The 20,091-nt window shown below is 46.3% G+C and carries 24 protein-coding genes; 15 read left to right on the top strand and 9 right to left on the bottom strand.

Going from position 1 to position 20,091, the window contains the following annotated elements; translation table 11 throughout:
- Positions 1-76: 76 nt before the first annotated feature.
- The 3 genes from ald to ACTRXF_RS08415 all read left to right on the top strand — a co-directional run bounded on the left by ald (position 77) and on the right by ACTRXF_RS08415 (position 2,510).
- Positions 77-1,198: an alanine dehydrogenase gene (ald, locus tag ACTRXF_RS08425; RefSeq protein WP_474263553.1), complete on the top strand. Its 1,122-nt coding sequence runs from the start codon at positions 77-79 to the stop codon at positions 1,196-1,198.
- 94 nt (positions 1,199-1,292) lie between these two features.
- Positions 1,293-2,246 (top strand): magnesium/cobalt transporter CorA, encoded by a 954-nt coding sequence (gene corA, locus ACTRXF_RS08420; protein ID WP_474263555.1) that lies wholly within the window; start codon positions 1,293-1,295, stop codon positions 2,244-2,246.
- A 24-nt stretch (positions 2,247-2,270) separates the two neighbouring features.
- Positions 2,271-2,510 carry a hypothetical protein gene (locus ACTRXF_RS08415; RefSeq protein ID WP_462864850.1) on the top strand — a complete coding sequence of 80 codons (240 nt, stop codon included), beginning with the start codon at positions 2,271-2,273 and terminating at the stop codon, positions 2,508-2,510.
- A gap of 45 nt (positions 2,511-2,555) precedes the next feature.
- Here the strand turns inward: ACTRXF_RS08415 and ACTRXF_RS08410 are convergent, their stop codons facing one another.
- The 4 genes from ACTRXF_RS08410 to ACTRXF_RS08395 all read right to left on the bottom strand — a co-directional run bounded on the left by ACTRXF_RS08410 (position 2,556) and on the right by ACTRXF_RS08395 (position 6,131).
- On the bottom strand, positions 2,556-2,945 hold the full coding sequence (locus ACTRXF_RS08410; RefSeq protein WP_022795050.1) for an ectoine synthase: 390 nt from the start codon (positions 2,943-2,945) through the stop codon (positions 2,556-2,558).
- 98 nt (positions 2,946-3,043) lie between these two features.
- Complete coding sequence (gene ectB, locus ACTRXF_RS08405; protein ID WP_322525966.1) at positions 3,044-4,327, bottom strand: diaminobutyrate--2-oxoglutarate transaminase; 1,284 nt, start codon at positions 4,325-4,327, stop codon at positions 3,044-3,046.
- Between the two features lie 88 nt (positions 4,328-4,415).
- Complete coding sequence (gene ectA / locus ACTRXF_RS08400) at positions 4,416-4,934, bottom strand: diaminobutyrate acetyltransferase (RefSeq protein ID WP_322525965.1); 519 nt, start codon at positions 4,932-4,934, stop codon at positions 4,416-4,418.
- Positions 4,935-5,234: 300 nt separating this feature from the next.
- Positions 5,235-6,131, bottom strand: a complete 897-nt coding sequence (locus ACTRXF_RS08395) for a TIGR01777 family oxidoreductase (protein WP_474263558.1) — start codon at positions 6,129-6,131, stop codon at positions 5,235-5,237.
- Between the two features lie 120 nt (positions 6,132-6,251).
- Between ACTRXF_RS08395 and recX the strand changes: the two genes are divergently transcribed.
- From recX to ACTRXF_RS08380, 3 genes are read left to right on the top strand one after another with little or no spacing between them, the layout of a single operon-like run.
- Positions 6,252-7,106 (top strand): recombination regulator RecX, encoded by an 855-nt coding sequence (recX, locus tag ACTRXF_RS08390; RefSeq protein ID WP_474263560.1) that lies wholly within the window; start codon positions 6,252-6,254, stop codon positions 7,104-7,106.
- Positions 7,072-7,380, top strand: a complete 309-nt coding sequence (locus tag ACTRXF_RS08385; protein ID WP_091616262.1) for a YfhH family protein — start codon at positions 7,072-7,074, stop codon at positions 7,378-7,380. Before recX ends, ACTRXF_RS08385 begins: the two co-directional genes overlap by 35 nt.
- A gap of 20 nt (positions 7,381-7,400) precedes the next feature.
- The gene (locus ACTRXF_RS08380; RefSeq protein ID WP_474263562.1) at positions 7,401-7,646 is read left to right on the top strand and encodes a YfhJ family protein; all 246 of its coding nucleotides are present in this window, start codon (positions 7,401-7,403) and stop codon (positions 7,644-7,646) included.
- 40 nt (positions 7,647-7,686) lie between these two features.
- Here the strand turns inward: ACTRXF_RS08380 and ACTRXF_RS08375 are convergent, their stop codons facing one another.
- Positions 7,687-8,685: a metal-dependent hydrolase gene (locus tag ACTRXF_RS08375; RefSeq protein ID WP_474263564.1), complete on the bottom strand. Its 999-nt coding sequence runs from the start codon at positions 8,683-8,685 to the stop codon at positions 7,687-7,689.
- Between the two features lie 122 nt (positions 8,686-8,807).
- Here ACTRXF_RS08375 and ACTRXF_RS08370 point away from each other — a divergent pair, with 122 nt between their 5' ends.
- Genes ACTRXF_RS08370 through ACTRXF_RS08360 form a run of 3 tightly spaced genes read left to right on the top strand, consistent with a single transcriptional unit; the run spans position 8,808 to position 10,996 of the window.
- Positions 8,808-9,149 (top strand): MFS transporter, encoded by a 342-nt coding sequence (locus ACTRXF_RS08370; RefSeq protein WP_474263566.1) that lies wholly within the window; start codon positions 8,808-8,810, stop codon positions 9,147-9,149.
- Positions 9,150-9,155: 6 nt separating this feature from the next.
- The gene (gene mutY / locus ACTRXF_RS08365) at positions 9,156-10,244 is read left to right on the top strand and encodes an A/G-specific adenine glycosylase (RefSeq protein ID WP_474263568.1); all 1,089 of its coding nucleotides are present in this window, start codon (positions 9,156-9,158) and stop codon (positions 10,242-10,244) included.
- Complete coding sequence (locus ACTRXF_RS08360; RefSeq protein WP_474263570.1) at positions 10,241-10,996, top strand: SDR family NAD(P)-dependent oxidoreductase; 756 nt, start codon at positions 10,241-10,243, stop codon at positions 10,994-10,996. Before mutY ends, ACTRXF_RS08360 begins: the two co-directional genes overlap by 4 nt.
- A gap of 30 nt (positions 10,997-11,026) precedes the next feature.
- On the opposite strand, the gene ACTRXF_RS08355 is transcribed toward ACTRXF_RS08360, so the two are convergent.
- On the bottom strand, positions 11,027-11,995 hold the full coding sequence (locus ACTRXF_RS08355; protein WP_474263572.1) for an NADPH:quinone reductase: 969 nt from the start codon (positions 11,993-11,995) through the stop codon (positions 11,027-11,029).
- Between the two features lie 89 nt (positions 11,996-12,084).
- Between ACTRXF_RS08355 and ntdP the strand changes: the two genes are divergently transcribed.
- Genes ntdP through ACTRXF_RS08340 form a run of 3 tightly spaced genes read left to right on the top strand, consistent with a single transcriptional unit; the run spans position 12,085 to position 15,844 of the window.
- Positions 12,085-12,696: a nucleoside tri-diphosphate phosphatase gene (gene ntdP / locus ACTRXF_RS08350; RefSeq protein WP_474263574.1), complete on the top strand. Its 612-nt coding sequence runs from the start codon at positions 12,085-12,087 to the stop codon at positions 12,694-12,696.
- Positions 12,697-12,708: 12 nt separating this feature from the next.
- On the top strand, positions 12,709-14,451 hold the full coding sequence (locus ACTRXF_RS08345) for an ABC transporter ATP-binding protein (RefSeq protein ID WP_474263576.1): 1,743 nt from the start codon (positions 12,709-12,711) through the stop codon (positions 14,449-14,451).
- 22 nt (positions 14,452-14,473) lie between these two features.
- Positions 14,474-15,844, top strand: coding sequence for a dipeptidase (locus ACTRXF_RS08340; RefSeq protein ID WP_474263577.1), 1,371 nt, complete (start codon positions 14,474-14,476; stop codon positions 15,842-15,844).
- 37 nt (positions 15,845-15,881) lie between these two features.
- On the opposite strand, the gene ACTRXF_RS08335 is transcribed toward ACTRXF_RS08340, so the two are convergent.
- On the bottom strand, positions 15,882-16,958 hold the full coding sequence (locus ACTRXF_RS08335) for an FUSC family protein (RefSeq protein ID WP_474263578.1): 1,077 nt from the start codon (positions 16,956-16,958) through the stop codon (positions 15,882-15,884).
- 29 nt (positions 16,959-16,987) lie between these two features.
- Positions 16,988-18,289 carry a glutamate-1-semialdehyde 2,1-aminomutase gene (locus ACTRXF_RS08330; protein WP_474263580.1) on the bottom strand — a complete coding sequence of 434 codons (1,302 nt, stop codon included), beginning with the start codon at positions 18,287-18,289 and terminating at the stop codon, positions 16,988-16,990.
- Positions 18,290-18,398: 109 nt separating this feature from the next.
- On the opposite strand from ACTRXF_RS08330, the gene bcp reads away from it, so the two are divergent.
- The 3 genes from bcp to perR all read left to right on the top strand — a co-directional run bounded on the left by bcp (position 18,399) and on the right by perR (position 19,768).
- Positions 18,399-18,908, top strand: coding sequence for a thioredoxin-dependent thiol peroxidase (gene bcp / locus ACTRXF_RS08325; RefSeq protein WP_474263583.1), 510 nt, complete (start codon positions 18,399-18,401; stop codon positions 18,906-18,908).
- Between the two features lie 15 nt (positions 18,909-18,923).
- The gene (locus tag ACTRXF_RS08320) at positions 18,924-19,235 is read left to right on the top strand and encodes a cyclic-di-AMP receptor (protein ID WP_462864827.1); all 312 of its coding nucleotides are present in this window, start codon (positions 18,924-18,926) and stop codon (positions 19,233-19,235) included.
- A gap of 95 nt (positions 19,236-19,330) precedes the next feature.
- The gene (gene perR / locus ACTRXF_RS08315; protein ID WP_322526179.1) at positions 19,331-19,768 is read left to right on the top strand and encodes a peroxide-responsive transcriptional repressor PerR; all 438 of its coding nucleotides are present in this window, start codon (positions 19,331-19,333) and stop codon (positions 19,766-19,768) included.
- Positions 19,769-19,896: 128 nt separating this feature from the next.
- Here perR and ACTRXF_RS08310 read toward each other — a convergent pair.
- On the bottom strand, positions 19,897-20,091 hold a 195-nt coding region (locus tag ACTRXF_RS08310), incomplete at its 5' end, for a hypothetical protein (protein WP_474278667.1).

Raw genomic sequence — 20,091 nt, 5'->3', positions numbered from 1 at the left:
TATTTTAATCCGCCAATGCTTATAGCCCGGAAACACGCTATACTAATAGAAAAGGTATTAGAGGAGGCGATGCATCGTGATTATAGGGGTTCCCAAAGAGATTAAAAACAATGAAAATCGAGTAGCGATTACGCCGGCGGGGGTTGTGCATTTAACACAAGCGGGCCATCATATATATGTTGAAAACCATGCCGGAGAAGGCAGCGGATTTTCGAATGAAGAATATGAATCAGCTGGGGCAAAAATTATTCCGGAGGCCGCAGATGTATGGAAGCAGGCAGAGATGATACTGAAGGTCAAAGAACCTCTGGCTTCGGAATATCAGTTTTTCCGGGAAAACTTGATTTTGTTTACCTATCTGCACCTTGCTGCTGAACCTGAACTGGTGAAAGCATTAACCGAAAACGGAGTCACTGCAGTAGCTTATGAGACAGTCGAGGAAAACCATACACTTCCGCTCTTAACACCAATGAGTGAAGTAGCAGGAAGGATGGCAGCCCAGGTTGGAGCTCAGTTTCTGGAAAGCGTACACGGGGGCAAGGGCGTCCTGCTTTCGGGAGTGCCCGGAGTGAAAAAGGCCAACGTAACGGTAATCGGCGGAGGGGTTGTCGGCACGAACGCTGCACGCATCGCCCATGGTCTCGGGGCCAACGTAACAATTATCGATCTAAACCCGGCGAGACTCCGCCAGATTGATGAAGACTTTGGCGGCCAGATTCAGACGCTTAGCAGCAATCCCCTGAACCTGGCGGAAGAAGTAAAGCGGTCGGACCTGGTGATCGGGGCGGTCCTGATTCCCGGAGCCAAAGCACCGAAGCTCGTGACAGAAGAAATGGTGAAAAGTATGGAACGGGGCTCTGTGCTGATCGACGTGGCGATCGACCAGGGAGGCATTATTGAAACTGCCGACCAGGTAACGACGCACGATCAGCCGACATATGAAAAACATGGTGTGGTGCACTACGCTGTGGCAAATATGCCGGGCGCGGTTCCAAGAACGTCTACAATTGCTTTAACTAACGTAACCATTCCCTATGCGCTTCAGATTGCAAACCAGGGCGTGGCAAAAGCTCTTACCAATAACCCGACCCTTGGCAAAGGATTGAATACAGCTCAGGGAAAAGTAACGTATCAGGCAGTGGCAGAGGATTTAAATTATCCTTACGCATCATTAGACGAAATACTTCCGATGTTGTAAAATGTGGAACGGGGCGCCGGAGCGGGTGCCCCGTTTTCTTGTGGGAAAATAACTACAGCGGGCAACTGCTGTTCAAAGGAAGGGAGGGGCGGCAATGATTTCCTGTGCCGGTATTGATGCAGAAGGAAACACAATAAACAATATTACATTGGATGAATTTAAAAAATACGAATGGAAATGGTACTGGATTGATTATTCCTCTCCCACCGCTGAGGAAACAAACACGCTGGACTCAGTGTTTCATTTTCATCCACTGGCCATTGAGGACTGCTACATGGAGCGTCAGCGTCCAAAGCATGATTCCTATGATGGCTACAGCTTTTTCGTCCTTCATGCACTTGATAAGGAAACGCTTGGGGCTGAGGAAATCTGTATGTTTCTTGGACCCAATTTTGTCGTTACATATCATGAAGCTCCGTCTTCGGCGGTTAATCATTCCTGGAAAAAGCTGCAGGCTGAAGGAGCCGCGCTGAATCCGGATGATATCAGCTATCACATTATTGATAAAATGACGGATGAATACTTTCCGGTCCTGGATCAAATCGAAGACCGGCTGAATGAGATCGAGGAAAGCAACGCAGAGCTGACCTATGGTAAGCTGATAGAAGAAGTATTTGACTTACGGTCCGATCTGCTCAGGCTCCGTCGAACCATTGTTCCTATGAGAGACCTGGTGTACCGGGTGTTATTTGTGGAGCGTCTGCACTTGATTACCCAGCAGCGGGAATATTACCGGGATATTTATGACCATCTTCTAAAGGTCACCGAAATGATCGAATCCAACCGGGCAATGACCTCAGACATGAGAGACAACTTTCAGACGATGGCATCAAACAGAATGAATGCGATTATGATGACGCTCACGATTGTATCAACAATCTTTATTCCGCTGACATTTATTGCAGGGCTTTATGGTATGAACTTCGTGTATATGCCGGAGCTTGAATATAGATACGGATATTTCATAGCGCTTGGGGTTATGCTCTTAATAGCAGTAGTGCTGCTGGGCTTGTTTAAACGAAATGGATGGTTTAAGATTTTTAAATAGAAGAGTAGAAAGGGGGCGTTCGGATTGTCCTACCGGTTATATAAAGCACAGTTTAAGCATCCAATGCACGAAGAAGATTTGATCGTTTACTACGATAAAGATCAATCAACCTTTTGTTTTGCGACAAAAGATATTGAAGAACAATCCCCGGAGATATGTAAATTCCAATATCCTGCAGATTCTCTGCACGATGTGAAGCTTTTCATTGAAAAGCTGGGTGTTGACGCCCAGACGCTGACGTTTCGTCATTATCTTCTGCATTAATAAGCAAATCCCCTGATGCTTTTGGCATCAGGGGATTTTTTGATATTAGTCAAGATCTGCTGGATATACTCCGTTTTCATCATGAACTTCACGGCCGCTAAGCGGTGGGTTGAATACACAAACCATGCGCATATCTTTACTGCCTCCGCGAAGCATGTGCTCGTCGTTTTTATCGAGCGCATACAATACACCAGGCTCGAGCTGATATACTTTATTGTCGCTTAATGTTTCAATTTCTCCATCTCCTTCAATGCAGTAGACGGTTTCGAGATGGTTTTGGTACCAGATGTGAGTTTCAGTACCGGCACGGATAATTGTATCATTTACCGAGTAGCCCATATTATCATCTTTCATAATGAAACGGCGGCTGACCCAGTTACCGTCATCCACTTCACGTTCAGTACCGAGTAAATCTTCGAGCTTAATTACTTTCATTGTCTATTCCTCCATCTTGTCAGTTAAGGTTTTATATCATAAAAAGGCCGACCGTCGGGGTGCCGATCGATCGGCTTCTTTTTATCCAATTAATCAGGTTAGTTGGCGACAAGGTTGCTTTCTGCGGTAACTTCCTCAATTGCCTTCTGAAGAATCGACAGTCCGCGTTCAAGTCCTTCGTCGTCGATGGTAATTGGCGGGAATAGTTTAAATACTTCATCGTCTGCACCGGCTGTTTCCATGATCAGACCGTGTTCAAAGCACCTGCCGGCGATGTTATCGGACAGATCTTCGATAGGACTCATAATTCCCTGCATGAAGCCGCGTCCTTTGCGGACACCTTTCATTTCAGGGTGCTTTTTGATCATGTCATCCAGAAACGAAGCAATACGCTCGGATTTTTCCTGGACGTTCTTTTCCAAACGGTCATCCTTCCAGTAATTCAAAGCTTCAGTACCTGTTACAAAAGCAAAGTTGTTTCCGCGGAAGGTACCGTTGTGCTCGCCGGGAGCGAATTTGTCATACTCCGGCGCGACTAAAGTGATGGCAAGCGGTGAGCCGTTGCCGCCAATCGACTTGGAAAGGCATATAAAGTCTGGCTTAATACCGGCTGGTTCAAAGCTGAAGAAGGTACCGGTACGGCCGACGCCTGCCTGGACATCGTCAAGGATAAGCTTAATGTCGCGCTCCCGGCAGATTTTTTCAATCGACTGAAGCCATTCGCTGCTTGCAGCATTTAAGCCGCCTTCGCCCTGAACGGTCTCTACGATAAACGCTGCCGGCTTATCGAGGCCGCTGCCTCCGTTATCAAGGAAGTTCTCGATATATTCAACGGAATTATCGCTTTCTTTTAAGAATTTATCATACGGCAGGATTGACGTATTGGATAAAGGCATGCCGGCCCCGCCACGTTTGAATTTGTTGCCTGTAACGCTCAAAGCGCCAATAGTCATACCGTGGAAGCCGTTGGTGAAGCTGACAACATTTGTGCGCCCAGTCACTTTACGGGCGAGCTTCAGTGCGCTTTCTACACTGTTTGCGCCAGTTGGCCCGGGGAACATGATTTTATAATCCATGTTACGCGGCTTCAGAATAATATTCTGGAAAGCATCGATAAATTCGCCCTTTGCTTTAGTAGCCATATCAAGAGAGTGAGTAACGCCGTCTTCCTGAATATAGGCAAGCAGTTTTTCTTTCATGTTGTCATCATTGTGTCCATAGTTCAGTGCGCCTGCGCCGGAAAAGAAGTCAACATATTCTTTTCCATCCAAATCCCAGAGCTTGTACCCTTTTGCCTGGTGGAACACAGTAGGAAATCCTCTGACATAGCTGCGCACTTCCGATTCGTATTCGTTAAAAACGCTAAGATCATTTTTCATCATAAAAGTAAGTATCCTCCTTGGGAATGTTATCGAAAAATTCAGTTTTTACATAACACATGACATGCGCTTTGCATGTCATGTTCACTACTTATTTTGTAAAGGGTCCTACTCGAAATGTCAACTCTTCTTCATGTTCATCATCCGGAAAAAGGTCTTCCGTAAAGCATTCAGAAACTGTCACTTCAGTCTCCCGTTTCTTGGCAAGCTTTTTAAACAGCGCCTGCGAAGCTTCATTGGAAGGGGTGATGGTAGCTTCTAAATACAGCACTTCTTCACATACATCCCGTTCCAGAAGAGCATCCAGCAAACGTGAAGCAAGACCTTTTCCCCGTTGGGAAGTATCCACGCCCACCTGCCAGACGAATACGGTATCCTGTTTTTCAGGTGGAATAAAGGCCGTTACGAAGCCCACTAATTCATCGTTTTCTTTAGCGACAACACATGTTTCGGCAAAAAATTCACACATCATGATATATTTATATGAAGAATTTAAATCCAATGTGGAGTTTTTGACAAGTTCCCACATGTCTGCCCCGTCTTCCACGGTTGGTTTGTCAAAAACGATTGAATCGACGGAACCGTTCGTTCCAGTCATTTTCGTTTCCATTTTCTTACCACCTTTTAAAAGTAATAGAGGGCTACCTGTACTATACCTCTTTATAGAAAAAACAAACGTAATATTGTGTTGTTTTAAAATGTAATAAGATCTGCCACACTCATAAATCAAATCTTAACGCTAATTATGAAAATTTTCAAACTTGCCTATCAGGCATTTATGAGTATTATTACTACTTATAGAGTGTTATGTAACCTGAACAGCGAAAACGATAAGTAATACTTGCGCAGAAGGACAATTCCTCCGCCTTTGATAAGAAAAGCCGTCCGAAAAGCCCCGGACGGCGTGTAGTTACTCTTTTAAAATATTGATCAGCGCAGGCTGCAGGCTTGGGAAATGAAAGTGGAAGCCATGATCCATGGATTTTTGGGGGAGGACCTTTTGGCCTCCAAGAATCATTACACTCATTTCGCCGAGCATCTTCTCGATAATAAATGACGGCACAGAAAGCCAGTGCGGACGTCCAGTTACTTTAGCTATCTCGCGTCCCAGAGTTTCCATCTGCGCAGGTTCAGGCGCGGTAATGTTCAGTGCACCTTTAATTTCTTTGGTGGTGGCTGCAAAAAGAAGCATTTCGACAGCGTCTCTTAAATGAATCCAGGAAAACCACTGTATTCCGCTTCCAAAAGTGCCGCCGCCAAACATTTTGTATACAGAGACGAGTGGCGGGATAAACTCCTGCAGCACGAGGCCGAATCTTGCGTGTACGACACGTATGCCGAGTTCTTCTGCTTTTGCAGCTTCGTTTTCCCAGCGAAGAGCGACTTCCTGTAAAAAGTTTGTTTCTCCTTTAGGGGATTCCTCAGTAAATTCCTCTTCATCGGAAATTCCGTAATAAGCCACGGCTGAAGCGCTGATGAGAACTTCAGGTTTATGGCTGCTCGCCTTAAAAATACGGATAACTTCTCTTGTAGAATCGATACGGCTGTTTAAAATATCTTCTTTGTTTTGTTCCGTCCAGCGCTGGGCAAGCGATGCGCCGGCGAGGTTTATGAAAGCATCTACCGGCGGCAACTCATATTCGGGTTTGCTGCCGGGATTCATCCATTCAACAAAGGTGATGCTTTCGCTATTTTTTTTATTTTTACTGTTTCTTGTTAAAATATAAATATGGTGGCCCATCTGTTCGAGGTAGCCTGTGAGGGCGGAGCCTACATATCCGCTTCCTCCTGCAATAGCAATATTCAATGTGTATTTCTCCTTTCACTACTTAAGGTGATGTAAAAACGTCACTTTTGAAGCTATTCAACTTTACCCAAAAGCAGATTGTCATAATCATTTTCCACTATGCAAAAGGAGAGGGCCTTTGTGAAAATTACAAAAATTGAAGTGCAGAAAAATAACCCCGAGCGATACAGCATTTTTACCGATCAGACAGGCCGGGAAGCATTCACGACCGGTGTGGATGAAGCCGTTTTGGTGCAGTGGGATCTCAAAAAGGGAAAAGAACTGACGGAAAAAGAACTTGAGCTTCTGATTGAGGACGATCATGAACGTAAGGCCTGGAACCGGGCGCTGCATTACTTATCGAGTGTGATGCGGACGGAAAAAGAAGTATATGATCATTTAATAGAAAAAGAGTTCACAGAGGCTTCTGCATCGAAGGCGGTCGACAAAGCGAAGGAATATAAATTTTTAAATGACCGGGAATTTGCCAAAGCGTTCGTGCGCACAAAAATTAATACGACCGATAAAGGGCCGAAGGTCATTAGAATGGACCTGGAGAAAAAGGGCGTGGCGGAGACTTACGTTTCCGAGGCGATGAAGACGCTGACTGATGAACTGGCTCTCGACCGGGCTGTGACCGCAGCGGAGAAAAAAGGGCGTCAGAAAAAAGGCGAATCGGGCGGTGCGGTGAAACAGCGTTTGTTGCAAATGCTGCTCCGAAAAGGATATGATCATGAAACAGCTTCAGCCGCTGTAAAAGAAGCGGATTTTGCTCCTTCAGAGGAAGATGAGTGGAATTCGGTGCTCGTGCAGGGAGAAAAAATTTACCGAAAATGGGAAGGCAGGCTTGAAGGCCGCCAGCTTGAACAGAAAATTAAAGAATACCTGTACCGGAAACAATTCCCGATGGAGCATATTCAGCGGTTTTTAGATGAAAAGAGAGAGGAGTCCGAACATGGGAATGGAAAAAAGATACAGCCAGATGAGCAGGTATGAGCTTGAACAGGAAATAGCAAACTTAAACGAAAAATCCAAAAAAGCGGAACAGATGGGACGAGGAAATGAATTTGCGGTTTATGAGCGTAAAATCGCAATGGCGAAAACGTATATGCTTGACCCAGCGGACTATCAGCCGGGGAAAACCTACCGGATCGCTCAGGAAGGATCCACTTTTGAAATAGAATTTATTAATGGCGTGTTCGCCTGGGGCTACCGAAATAATTCAAGCCAGATCGAAGCACTGCCGTTCTCCCTGTTGGTCGAAAAATAAAGAATGGAGGCACGAGCGGAATGGAAAACCAGAAAAATTATTTATTGGAACTTCTTCTTTCAGTCAACACTCAGTTAACAGATGAAAAAGCCCGGGAATGGGTGGACTTTTTATGGGAAGACTTTGAATCCACTCAGGCGAAGGCGGGCCGTTCGTACAAAGGTGAAGAAGTAACCGGGCAGATTGTGGAGAAATGGGTCCGGCAGTATGGACCGCACCTGCACCGCTATGAAGCGACAAACGAAAAGTTTTTTGGTATTAATTAGATATAAGTAAAGAGTACGGAGAGCGGCTCCGTACTCTTTATTATTGAGTATAATAGGAAAAATCCCGGCCTTTGTCGAGTTTTTTGTAAAGGGTCTCATCACTGAAAATCCAGCCGGTATAGGAAGTCATAATCTCCAGCTCCTCGTTCAGTTGAACGACCGCGACAAACGGATAGTATCCTTTACTGCGGTAGCGCAGGTCAATGAATTTCACTTCATATCCCTCGTCTGTGTTTCGGACGATCCAGCGGTACGTAGGGGAGAAGGATAGAAAAGAAGCAAGGTTCCGGTCGTCTCTGGCCGCATTGATAACAGGGTCGTCGGGAATTGGCTCGAATGGGTACGTTTCAAAGTAGCGGAGGCGTCCATTCCGGTAATTGGTAACGAATAACTTGTGCGGCGTACGGATAACTAGGTGCCATCGGTACCAGTTGTAAGTCGGCGAAATAAACAGATGTGTGGCATCCGGGTGCAGGCGGCGGGCTCTTTGCAAAACAATGTTTCGGGCCTGGAACCGCCATAAATAGTAAAAAAGCAAAAAGATATATAAGACAATCATTGAGGCTGCTATCGGTACATCGAACCACCACAGAATAAATACAAAGAGGTGGGAGAAAAAGATTACCGAATCAAAAATATTAATCACGCCGAGCGCTATCCATCGTTTCGTAAACGGGGACAGCGCCTGGGTGCCGTAAGCATTAAAAATATCCACAAAAACGTGAAGAGCGACAGCGATAAAGGACCAGAGCCATAAATGTGAAAAAGCAACGTCCGGGGAAAACATATATATAATAGCTGCCAACAGCACCGGCCAGATTAAAACGGCGGGTATGGAGTGTGTCGGGCCGCGGTGGTAGCGGATATAGACGGCGTTATTTTTCAGTTTTAATACGGTATCAAAATCAGGGGCCTGTGACCCTATAATTGTTGCGATCAGGATTGTACCCATTGCTCCGCCTTCAGATGAAATAGAAGGATCAATGGTGGCAAGACCGCCCAGGCCGATCCCCATCACAGTGTGAGTTGCTGTATCCATTGGCACCACCTTTAATTTATGGCATGCTGAAACAAAAAAAGCCTGTGGCATCATACAAGCACAGACCGTACCAGCGTAGTTTCATGATACCCTAAACAGTTTATTTCAAAAAGGAGAATTGTATGAATCCGCAGAAATACGTCGTTTTTATGGAATACCGGATTTTAGAAGATAAAAGAACTGAATTTTTAAAAGCAATGAAAGAAATTTCTTCAGCTATGCTCAACGAGCAGTTGAACAATTATGAATGGTTTGAGTCTGTGGATCAGGGAGCATTATTTGTAGAAATGTTTGCAGTTAATACATCCGAACAGTACCAAGCTCTGAAAACAAAACGAACAGAGACAGATGAAGAAATATATGGCCGCCTTGATAAATTCGTCCCCGGGGGAATAAAAAAAGTCCACTGCTGGTGTTTTGAGAAAAAAGGACCTTACGATAACCAACATAAAGAGAAAGAGTGAATTGCTATGCATCCACTATTGGAGAATTTTTCGCCGGAACAGTTTCAGCAGGATCTAGTCGACTGGTACCGGCATCAAAAAAGAGACCTGCCCTGGCGAAGGAGCGCAGATCCTTATCACATATGGATTTCAGAAATTATGCTTCAACAGACAAAAGTCGATACAGTCATTCCATATTACTACCGTTTTTTAGAAGCTTTTCCCACTATTGAAGCTCTGGCAGAAGCTGAAGAAGATCAGGTGATGAAGAAGTGGGAAGGCCTCGGTTATTATTCACGGGCGAGGAACCTGCACCAGGCGGTCAAGGAAGTAGCTGAAGAATACGGTGGAGAGGTTCCGAGTGGAAAAAAAGAGTTTCGGTCGTTAAAGGGCGTCGGTCCCTATACAGCAGGAGCAGTACTTAGTATTGCTTTTGATAAACCGGAGCCGGCAGTGGATGGGAACGTAATGCGCGTGTTTTCGAGGCTGCTGTGTTTGTATGAAGACATCGGCAAGCAGTCCACAAAAAGTACTTTTGAAGCAGTGCTTGGCGAAATTCTGCCGCTTACCTCGCCATCAGATTTTAATCAGGCAGTGATGGAGCTTGGTGCTCTTATTTGTACGCCCACCTCGCCGGGATGTCTGCTGTGCCCAGTGCAGGAACACTGTAAAGCAAGAGCAGCAGGGGTGCAGGAAGAACTGCCGGTAAAAGAAAAGAAAAAGGCCCCGAGAAAGCAGGAAATGGCAGCAGCGATTATTTGGAACGATGAAGGGGAATTATTAATTCATCAGCGTCCGGATAAAGGTCTTCTGGCAAGACTGTGGGAATTTCCGAACACAGCAGTGGAAAATGAAGCGGAGCGTGCCAAAGAAATAGGTGCTTACCTTGAGGCAGATGCATTCATAACCCCCGAAATTGAGCGTCCTGTACAGCGTGTGGAACAAACATTTTCACATTTGATCTGGAATGTGCACGTATATGAGGGGCAGGCGGAAAAAAGCGCTCTGCCGGAGGATTGGAAGTGGGTTTCGCTGAAGGACGTATCGAACTACGCGTTACCCGTGGCCCACCAAAAAATATATAATACGCTGGTTGAAAGGATGGAGTTAAAATGAGCAAAGCTTTTGAGGGGAAAAAAGTATTGATTACAGGCGGTTCCAAAGGAATAGGAAAAGGCATTGCCCGGGCATTTTACAGCCAGGGAGCCGACGTTGGTATCCTGGCTCGTTCTGAAGAATATCTAAAAGCTGCCAAAGAAGAGATAGGAGACATTGAGACCTACGTCTGCGATGTCACTGTAGATAAAGAGAGGCAAAAAACCTTTCAACGGTTTATCGAAGCGTTTGGCGGTATTGACGTACTTGTAAACAATGCCGGGGGAAGCAGCGGTGGAAAAATTGCGGATACTTCTATGGAAGAGTTTACACAGGCGATGGAAACAAATTACTTCCAGGCTGTACACTTTAGTAAAATGGCATATGAGCAGATGAAGGAACGCGGCGGAGCAGTTATTAATATCACATCGATCTTTGGAAAGGAAGCTGGCGGAAAAGCTACGTATAACAACGCCAAAGCGGCGCTGATCAGCTTCACAAAAGCAGCAGGTAACGAGTGGATACAGGACGGGGTGCGGGTTAATTCAATTGCTCCGGGGTCCATTCTGCATCCTACCGGTAATTGGCAAAAGCGGATAGATGAAAATCCAGAAGCGATGGAGCGGTTTGTGGAACAGAATATCCCCGCCGGAAGATTCGGTAATGTGGAGGAAGTGGCAGACGCAGCGTTGTTTCTAGCTTCGAAGGAGGCACGATGGCTTGTTGGCACAACGCTTACTGCTGACGGCGGCCAGTCCCGGATGAATATATAAAACCGGAGGCAGCAGCCTCCGGTTTTATGTTTATTCAGAAACAGTAAGCACGAGGTTGCCGGAGTAACGCTTGTTTTCCAAATCTTTGTGAGCCTGGGCAGCTTCATTCATAGAGTAGGTACGGGCTACGTGCGGGGAAAAGACTCCTTTTTCATAAGCCTGTTGTACTCCGGAAGCTGCTTCCTGCAGCGCCGGAACAGGAGCTGTGAAAAGCAAAATGCCGAGGATGGAAGCATATTTTTTGTTTAAAAGCTGCCATGGAAAAGACGGCATAGTATTCACCGGGGAGCCGACCGCAACGATTCGTCCTCCGGGAGAGAGAATCTGCAAATCTGTATCGGCATTTTCGCTGAAGGACATATCAAGAATAACATCAGCGCCGGGCTGTCCTGTAGCTGAAGCAAAATCCTCCTTCCAGCTTTCATCATTTAGGTTCAAAACGACATCAGCACCGGCGCGGCGTGCGGCTTCGTGTTTTTCAGTGCTGCTTGCTGTAGTGATGACAAAGGCATTATGATGCTTGGCCAGCTGAATAGCGGCATGACCGACCGCCCCGGCCCCGCCGTAAATAAGCACGGTTTCTTCAGGCTGAAGCGCTGCCCGGAAAAATAAGGCCATATGAGCAGTAAGGGCGGGAATTCCAAGAGAAGCTCCTTCGGTATAGCTCATAGCTTTTGGAAGGGGAAAAATGTTTGAAGCCGGGGCGGCTGCCCACTCGGCGGCGGCACCTGGAATGTTTGTGCCCCATACCCTGTCCCCCGGCTGGAAATTTCCTGCACTGCTGCCGACTTTTTCGACGATTCCGGCAGCATCAAAATGAGGAATAGCCGGGAAAGAAGTAACGGGGCGTTTGCCGGAGCGAAAATACGTATCAACGGGATTGAGGCCTACCGCTTTCACCTGTATGAGTACTTCATCCGGCTGAATATCGGGTTTATCCACTTCTTCCATGGTGAGTACATCCGGCGTTCCCTGTTCATGGTAAACGATTGCTTTCAAAAAAATCGTCTCCTTTCGTTTTGCACATAATAGTTTTTTGCCTGCCCTTTTATCCTAACAGTTTTTCAGATCGACAGAAGAAATGTATAATGGAAAGTGATAGAAAAAAGAAGGCAGCAAAAATTGCAGAAGAAGGGAGGCGGGACACATTGGCCGAGCGTAACGAAATCGCCGCAAGCTTCCCGGAAACAGGTAAGCCTATCCAGGTGCAGAGTTATAAGCATAACGGATCGCTCCACCGTGTATGGGAAGAGACATTAATACTGAAAGGCACAAGCAGAGAAGTTATTGGCGGGAACGATCGTATTCTGGTTCACGAATCGGACGGGAGAGTCTGGAGAACGAGAGAGCCTGCTATTTGTTATTTTCATGCCGAAAAATGGTTCAACGTTATCGGCATGATCCGGTCGGACGGGGTGCATTATTATTGTAATCTTGGCACCCCGTTTGTCTATGATAGTGAAGCTCTTAAATATATCGATTATGATCTGGATATTAAAGTTTTTCCGGACATGACCTACAATTTACTGGACGAGGACGAGTATGCCCAGCATAAAAAAGAAATGAATTACCCTGCGCAGATAGATGAAAAGATGGAGACGAGTATTCGGGAACTGCAGAATTGGATCTGCCAGAGAAAAGGCCCATTTAACTCTCAATTTATCGAACAGTGGTATGAGCGTTTTTTGTTTTTTCGATAAGAGGTGAAAAAGATGGGCAGTATTAAACGCTACATGCAGTTTGTGCGGCCGTACAATAAAATAATTGCGGTGACAGTGATTATTGGCATTTTTAAATTCGGTCTGCCGCTTTTAACGCCGCTCATACTTGCTTATATTATAGACCATGTGCTGTTGGCCGATGGCATGGCAACAGCTGAGAAAGCACGAGTGCTCGCCTGGCTGGCAGGCGGAGCGGTTGTGCTTTTTATTATCGTTCGTCCGCCGATTGAATACTACCGGCAGTACTTTGCCCAGTGGACGGGAAATAAAATTTTGTATGATATCCGTGATCAATTATTCAGCCACATCCAGAAACTGAGCCTGCGTTTTTATTCCAACCGCAAGGCGGGCGAAATCATTTCTCGGGTGATCAACGATGTTGAGCTGACCAAGGACTTCGTCATTACCGGCCTGATGAACATATGGCTTGATCTCGCGACTATTATTATTGCACTGATTATTATGTTTACGATGGACGTGGAATTAACGCTGGTGGCGATGTTGTTTTTGCCCATTTATGCCTTTTTCATCAAATATTTTTATTCAAGGCTGCGGGATTTAACAAAAGCAAGGTCGCAGGCTCTTGCAAACGTGCAGGGCCATCTGCATGAACGGGTGCAGGGAATGAGCGTCATCCGGAGCTTTGCGCTCGAAAATCATGAGCAGGGACAGTTCGATACGAGAAACCGGCAGTTCCTGGATCGGGCAGTGGATCACACGCGCTGGAATGCTAAAACATTTGCTGCCGTTAATACCGTGACAGATGTAGCGCCGCTGGTAGTTATCCTGGCGGCCGGCCTGGCTGTATTATACGGAAATTTATCCGTCGGGGAGATGGTGGCGTTCACCTCTTACATGGAGAGGCTTTACAGTCCGCTGCGGCGTCTGGTGAATTCATCTACCACCCTCGTGCAGTCGATTGCTTCAATGGACCGGGTGTTTGAATTTATTGATGAAAAATACGATATTACCGATAAAGAAACAGCGGTGCCGGTGAAGCACGTCAAAGGCGACATTAGGTTTGACCACGTATGGTTTAAATACGAAGAGGATACTAACGATGTATTAAAAGATGTTGATCTGCATGTGAGACCGGGGGAAACTATCGCACTGGTTGGCATGAGCGGCGGCGGTAAGAGTACGATCGTCAGTCTCCTTCCGCGGTTTTATGATGTAAGCGGCGGTGCTCTGCTTCTTGACGGAAAAGACGTGCGGGACTATGAAGTGCGCACACTCCGGGATCATATCGGCATGGTTCTGCAGGACAATATTTTATTCAGCGAATCGGTGAAAGAAAATATCCGGATGGGAAAACCGGAAGCTACGGATGAGGAAGTCATACAGGCAGCTCGTATGGCTAATGCAGAGGTTTTTATTAACGAACTGCCGCTCGCCTACGATACCCCGGTCGGAGAACGGGGCGTGAAGCTTTCCGGCGGACAGAAGCAGCGGATTGCTATTGCCCGTGTGTTTTTGAAAAACCCATCAATACTTGTATTTGATGAAGCCACTTCAGCGCTGGACCTGGAAAGTGAGCATTATATCCAGGAAGCGATGGAGCGGCTTGCACGTGACAGAACGACTTTTATTGTAGCGCACAGGCTTTCAACGATCACCCATGCGGACCGGATTGTCGTAATCGAAGACGGACGTGTAGTGGAATCAGGCAGCCACGAGCAGTTAATGATGGCAGAAGGCTCTTACCAGAGGCTGTTTGACGTTCAGCATGTGTAATTGAAAAGCAGGGAGGGCAACCATGGAAGAAGTCAAAAAGTATTTCAAATATCATCGAAGCAGCCACTTAAACCAGCTGCAAGAATTTTTATCGATACCAAGTATTAGCGCAGACCCTAACCACAAGCCCGATATGGGGACTGCGGCCTCCTGGGTAGAGAAAAGTATGAAGGCAGCCGGTCTGGAAAACACGGCTGTAATGGAAACAGGCGGTCACCCGGTCGTGTACGGGGATTGGATGCACGCCCCGGGGAAGCCTACAGTCCTATTTTATGGCCATTATGACGTGCAGCCGGCCGATCCGGTTGAGCTGTGGGAGACACCGCCGTTTGAGCCGGAGATACGGGACGAAAAAATCTATGCCCGTGGGGCCACGGATGATAAAGGCCAGGTGTTTATGCATCTTAAAACGATTGAAGCCTTCATGCAGACCAAAGGAGAGCTTCCGGTGAATGTAAAGTTCTGTATTGAAGGAGAAGAAGAGGTTGGCAGTCCCAATCTGGATGAGTTTGTAGAAAAGCACCGTGAACTGCTGCAGGGGGATGTACTGCTGGTTTCCGATACGCCGATGCTTGAAAAAGGCCGTCCCACAGTCTGCTATGGGCTGCGGGGGCTGGCGGGTATTCAAATTGATGTGAGGGGGCCAAAAGGAGACCTGCACTCCGGTCTGTACGGAGGCGGAGTCGCAAATCCGCTTCATGCGCTGGCCGACATACTTGCATCCATGCATGACGAAAGCGGCCGTATTACCGTCGATGGTTTTTACGACCGGGTTCTTTCGCTTACGGAGCAGGAACGCCGGGCGTATGCGGAGCTTTCGTATGACGAAGAAAATACAAGGAAAGAATTAAACGTACCGGAGCTGTTCGGCGAAGAAGGGTTTTCATTTCTGGAGAGAACGTGGGCCCGGCCGACGCTTGAAATTAATGGTATGCACGGAGGCTTTCAGGGGGAAGGCATTAAAACGGTGCTGCCCTCTGCTGCTTCAGCTAAGATTACGTGCCGGCTCGTGCCTGACCAGGACCCGGATGAGATTGTCGAAAAGCTGAAAGCTCATGTTCAGCAAAAGACCTCGGAAGGCGTAGAGGTGGAGGTGACTCCGTTTGATAAAGGCCGGCCATTTGTTACCCCGTTTGACCACCCGGCCATCCAGGCAGCCGGTAGGGCGCTTGAAACAGCGTACGGTACAACAGCAGCATATACGCGAATGGGAGGATCTGTGCCTGTCATTGAAACGTTCTCCCAAACGTTAAACGTGCCGGTAGCGTTGATGGGGTTCGGTCTTCCAACCGAAAACTTCCATGCACCGAATGAACATTTTCATCTGGAAAACTACGACAAAGGCCTTGAGGCTTTAGTAGAATACCTGATGGAGATCAGTGAAAACTTATAAATAAAAAAGGAGGGCGCCCGTGCTGGGAGTCCTCCTTTTAGTTTTCAATAGCGAAGAAATCTTCACTGCTATGATAGCGGAAATAGGTCTCGACAAGCCGGTCGAGATGTTCAAGCTGCTCATTATACTCGACGATATGTGCAACAATAGGAAGAAGGTGAAGCCATTCCGAGCGGTCAATGTTTTGCTGCTCATACATTTCCATGAGCTGATCTGTCAAAGACGCTCTGCCCTCATCGACCTCTTCGGCCATCTCCTCGGTAAGATGAGTGGTCACCTTGCCTACATAACGCTGAAGAATTCTGTCATGATAATCCATAAGATGATCAAGCTGATTGCGTATGGCTTCCTGCATGTCTGAAGGCGTGTGCTGCATATCGTTTTCAAATTTATCAAGAGTGCGCAGGATGGTCACGATTTTATTCATCGAAGCGATCATCTGTTTAAAAAGAACAACACGCCGGTCCCTGGTGAGCCGGGCTTTTTTTGTATACACGCGTTCCTCTTTAAACAAAAGGTACAGGTTTTCGATGGAAACGGTCTGGTCTTTAAGAGAGGAAAGGTCTTTCCGCAGCGTCTGACGGTTAGTTTCGTGCCTTCCAAGCAGCCGGATCCACTGAATAGTATCCTGGGTTACGTCCCGGATCTGCTGATACAGCTTAGTTTCATGCTTTGGCGGCAGAAACAGCATGTTGACCAAAAAAGATGCAAGAATCCCGAGCATGATTAAAGCAAACCGCTCTGAGGCAAATAAAATAAAATTGCCGTCTCCGGGCCTTCCCATGATAATGATGACTGTCACAACAGCAATCGGAATGGTGGAGGCATCCAGCTTCAAGCCTAAAATGCCTGCAATAATAATCATCACCGTGACGCCGATAATTACCGGCTCGTGTCCGAAGGCAAGTACCATAACAATAGCTGTGCCAGCTCCGATAATATTAGCCTGAAGCTGGTCGAGCATTGTCTGGAATGTGCGGGATATGGACGGTTGAATAGCGAAAGTAGCGGCGATAGCTGCGAAAAAAGGAGGGTTCAATCCAATCCAAGATGCTGCGTATATAGCGAGAACGATCGCAAGACCGGTCTTGAAAATTCTGGCTCCCAGCTTCATAACGGATTGTATTCCTTTCTGTATTGAACTTAGTGAATGTAGCTGCTTAAGGCTGCGAAGGCCTGGTCCGAAGCTTCCAGCGTTTCTGCTATGTCACCTATACTGTGTTCAGTGGTGAGAAACCAGGCTTCGTATTTTGAAGGAGCGAGGTGCACGCCCCGGTCGAGCATTTCTTTAAAAAAGATGCTGAACCTCTCTGAGTTCGAACGCTCGGCCCCTTTATAGTCTTTTACTGTTTCGTCTGTGAAATAAATGGTAAACATTCCTTTTAACCGATTGATCGTAACGGGAATGCTGTATTTTTCAGCCTGATCGAGGAGACCTTTTTCAAGGCGTTCACCCAGATGATCTAACGTGTCATACACTCCGTCTTTTTCCAATACTTCAAGACAGGCAATGCCGGCACGCATAGAAGCAGGGTTTCCGGACATTGTTCCTGCCTGATAGGCTGGACCCAGGGGAGCGACCTGCTCCATGACATCAACCCGGCCGCCGTAAGCACCGATCGGCAGACCGCCTCCGATAATTTTCCCCATGGCGGTCATATCCGGTTCCACCTGGAGCATGTTTTGGGCAGCACCGTAGGTGAAACGAAAAGCAGTAATGACTTCATCAAAGATAAGAAGAGAGTCCGATTCGTGTGTGAGTTTTTTGATCTCTTCAAGATAACCGGGCTCCGGCTCGACAAGACCGAAATTTCCCACGATAGGCTCGATAAGGACCGCCGCCGTCTCGTCTCCCCAGCGTTTAATGGCTTCGCGGAAGCTTTCAATGTCGTTAAATGGAACGGTGATGACTTCTGCGGCAATATTGGGAGTCACGCCCGCAGAGTCCGGGGACCCGAGCGTCGATGGGCCGGATCCGGCTGCGACAAGCACAAGGTCGGAATGGCCGTGGTAGCACCCTTCGAATTTAATAATCTTATGTTTACCGGTAAAGGCTCTGGCTACACGGATAGTGGTCATTACAGCTTCGGTGCCCGAATTGACGAACCTTACTTTCTCAAGAGAAGGAACGGCTTCCTTCAGCTTTTTAGCAAAAATATTTTCCCATTTGGTGGGAGTGCCGAGCAGCGTGCCTGTACGGGCAGCTTCATTGATAGCTTCAGCGATGTGCGGATGGCCGTGCCCGGTAATAATAGGACCATAGGCTCCGAGGTAATCAATGTAGCGGTTGTTATCCTCATCAAACAAATAGGCGCCGCGTCCTTCTTTCATAAAAACAGGAGTCCCGCCCCCGACACCTTTGAAAGAGCGGGAGGGGCTGTTCACTCCCCCTACAATTAAGTCGCAGGCTTCGTTATAGAGTTCGACTGATTTTTCATAGGACATATTTTCCTTACTCTCCTTACTATCAACTATTTCTTATCTATTGTATCATGGAGAAGAAAAGCAAAAACCATGATATCATAAGATAAAAACAAGTGCTGAGGTGATCGACATGAGTACAGAAGAAAGCAGTGTAAATCCAAAAGATCTGGAAGGGAAACAGGCTCCTGATTTTGAACTTCCCGCTACTACTGGAGAAAATATTCGTTTAAGTGATTACCAGGGACAAAACGTGATTTTGTATTTTTACCCGAAGGATAACACGCCTGGATGTACAACTGAAGCCTGCGATTTCAGGGATGCTCTCCCGGAATTGAATGATAAAAACGTTAAAGTACTTGGGGTCAGCCCTGATTCAATGAAAAAACACGAAAATTTCACCGCCAAGCATGAACTTTCCTTCCCGCTCCTGTCTGATGAAGAACAGGAAGCAGCCAACGCCTTTGGAGTGTGGAAATGGAAGAAAAACTTCGGTAAAGAATACCTTGGAATTGTGCGTTCCACCTTTTTTATTGATACAGAAGGAATCGTGCAGAAAGTATGGGACGAAGTGAAGGTAAAGGACCATATCGCGGAAGTATCCCGGTATGTTGATGAATTCTTGTCATCTTCTAAAAAATAGCAGGCAGGTGAAAAGATGAAACTGCTTCTTTGTATTATCGATAATTTTTATACTGATCAGGTAGAGATGGAAATGAAAGATAAAGGCTACCGTATGACAGAGATTGCGAGCAGCGGCGGTTTTTTGAAAAAAGGAAATACGACGTTTATGTTTGGCGTGAATGAAGAAGAAGTGCCGAAGCTGAAAACAGATTTAAAGGATATATGCCTGGCTTACGAAAAACACAGAGGAAAACGGCCCGAACATTCAAACAGGTTTACTTCTTTTCTTTTAGACGTATCGATGCTTCCTTTTTTTCAATCAGCCCAAGCAGATGAGAATCGCTGACCCCCTTTCATTGACAAGGATCAGGGGGTTCCGATAGAATAGATTATAAGAATTACAAATAAAGAATCGTTTTACAGGAAGAGAGGTGCATGACGATGGCGAGCGCTAGCCTACAGGAAGCAGTAAGTGTCTTGAAAAGCACGAACGTTCGGATGACACCGCAGCGTCATGCTATTTTAGAGTTTCTGCACTCTTCAATGAGCCATCCTACTGCTGACGATATCTATAAATCTCTTGAAGAACGTTTTCCGAACATGAGTGTAGCCACAGTCTACAATAATCTTCGGGTTTTTAAAGATGCTGGTATAGTGAAAGAATTAACCTACGGGGACTCCTCAAGCAGATTCGACTGCGTGACTTCAGATCATTACCATGTAATATGTAATGATTGCGGGAAAATTGTAGACTTTCATTATCCGGGCCTGGATGAAGTAGAAACGTTAGCTGAACATGTAACGGGCTTTGAAATTGAAGATCACCGGCTGGAGATTTACGGAACATGCCCGGAATGTACAAAGATGAGCAAACAGTAAGCTGTTTTAAAAGCCTTCATCTTTTTAATGGATGAAGGCTTTTGTATGCTTTTTGAACACAGGAAGTTCTCTTAAAAACTAATTTAAAATTATTTTGCAAAAGTGGTTGACGGTCTTATAGGCCGATGTTATATTACTAATTGTCGCCAAAACGGCTGACAGAAAAGAGAATAACGAATTAAAACTTCTTCAAAAAGTTGTTGACATTCATTATTCAAAAATGATAAATTATAAAAGTCGCTGTTTAGCGGCAGATCGTTCTTTGAAAAGGAAAGACAAGCCAGAGCCCCAATCAAAAGCAACACATTTTTAGGGCATTTCGG

The sequence above is a fragment of the Marinococcus sp. LNHM3E3-2.2 genome (assembly GCF_056034385.1).
The sequence above is the reverse complement of the archived record's forward strand: the minus strand, read 5'-3'. Positions and strand labels throughout refer to the sequence as shown.

Bases quoted from the DNA above. Each gene is read 5' to 3' on its own strand.
- ACTRXF_RS08385 (WP_091616262.1), top strand. From the start codon at position 7,072: ATGGAAAAAAGATACAGCCAGATGAGCAGGTATGAGCTTGAACAGGAA.
- ntdP (WP_474263574.1), top strand. From the start codon at position 12,085: ATGGAAAGTGATAGAAAAAAGAAGGCAGCAAAAATTGCAGAAGAAGGG.
- mutY (WP_474263568.1), top strand. From the start codon at position 9,156: ATGCATCCACTATTGGAGAATTTTTCGCCGGAACAGTTTCAGCAGGAT.
- ACTRXF_RS08360 (WP_474263570.1), top strand. From the start codon at position 10,241: ATGAGCAAAGCTTTTGAGGGGAAAAAAGTATTGATTACAGGCGGTTCC.
- ACTRXF_RS08335 (WP_474263578.1), bottom strand. From the start codon at position 16,958: ATGAAGCTGGGAGCCAGAATTTTCAAGACCGGTCTTGCGATCGTTCTC.
- corA (WP_474263555.1), top strand. From the start codon at position 1,293: ATGATTTCCTGTGCCGGTATTGATGCAGAAGGAAACACAATAAACAAT.
- ACTRXF_RS08370 (WP_474263566.1), top strand. From the start codon at position 8,808: ATGAATCCGCAGAAATACGTCGTTTTTATGGAATACCGGATTTTAGAA.
- ACTRXF_RS08410 (WP_022795050.1), bottom strand. From the start codon at position 2,945: ATGAAAGTAATTAAGCTCGAAGATTTACTCGGTACTGAACGTGAAGTG.
- ACTRXF_RS08375 (WP_474263564.1), bottom strand. From the start codon at position 8,685: ATGGATACAGCAACTCACACTGTGATGGGGATCGGCCTGGGCGGTCTT.
- ectA (WP_322525965.1), bottom strand. From the start codon at position 4,934: ATGGAAACGAAAATGACTGGAACGAACGGTTCCGTCGATTCAATCGTT.
- ACTRXF_RS08320 (WP_462864827.1), top strand. From the start codon at position 18,924: ATGAAACTGCTTCTTTGTATTATCGATAATTTTTATACTGATCAGGTA.
- ectB (WP_322525966.1), bottom strand. From the start codon at position 4,327: ATGATGAAAAATGATCTTAGCGTTTTTAACGAATACGAATCGGAAGTG.
- ACTRXF_RS08330 (WP_474263580.1), bottom strand. From the start codon at position 18,289: ATGTCCTATGAAAAATCAGTCGAACTCTATAACGAAGCCTGCGACTTA.
- ACTRXF_RS08340 (WP_474263577.1), top strand. From the start codon at position 14,474: ATGGAAGAAGTCAAAAAGTATTTCAAATATCATCGAAGCAGCCACTTA.
- bcp (WP_474263583.1), top strand. From the start codon at position 18,399: ATGAGTACAGAAGAAAGCAGTGTAAATCCAAAAGATCTGGAAGGGAAA.
- perR (WP_322526179.1), top strand. From the start codon at position 19,331: ATGGCGAGCGCTAGCCTACAGGAAGCAGTAAGTGTCTTGAAAAGCACG.
- ACTRXF_RS08380 (WP_474263562.1), top strand. From the start codon at position 7,401: ATGGAAAACCAGAAAAATTATTTATTGGAACTTCTTCTTTCAGTCAAC.
- ACTRXF_RS08345 (WP_474263576.1), top strand. From the start codon at position 12,709: ATGGGCAGTATTAAACGCTACATGCAGTTTGTGCGGCCGTACAATAAA.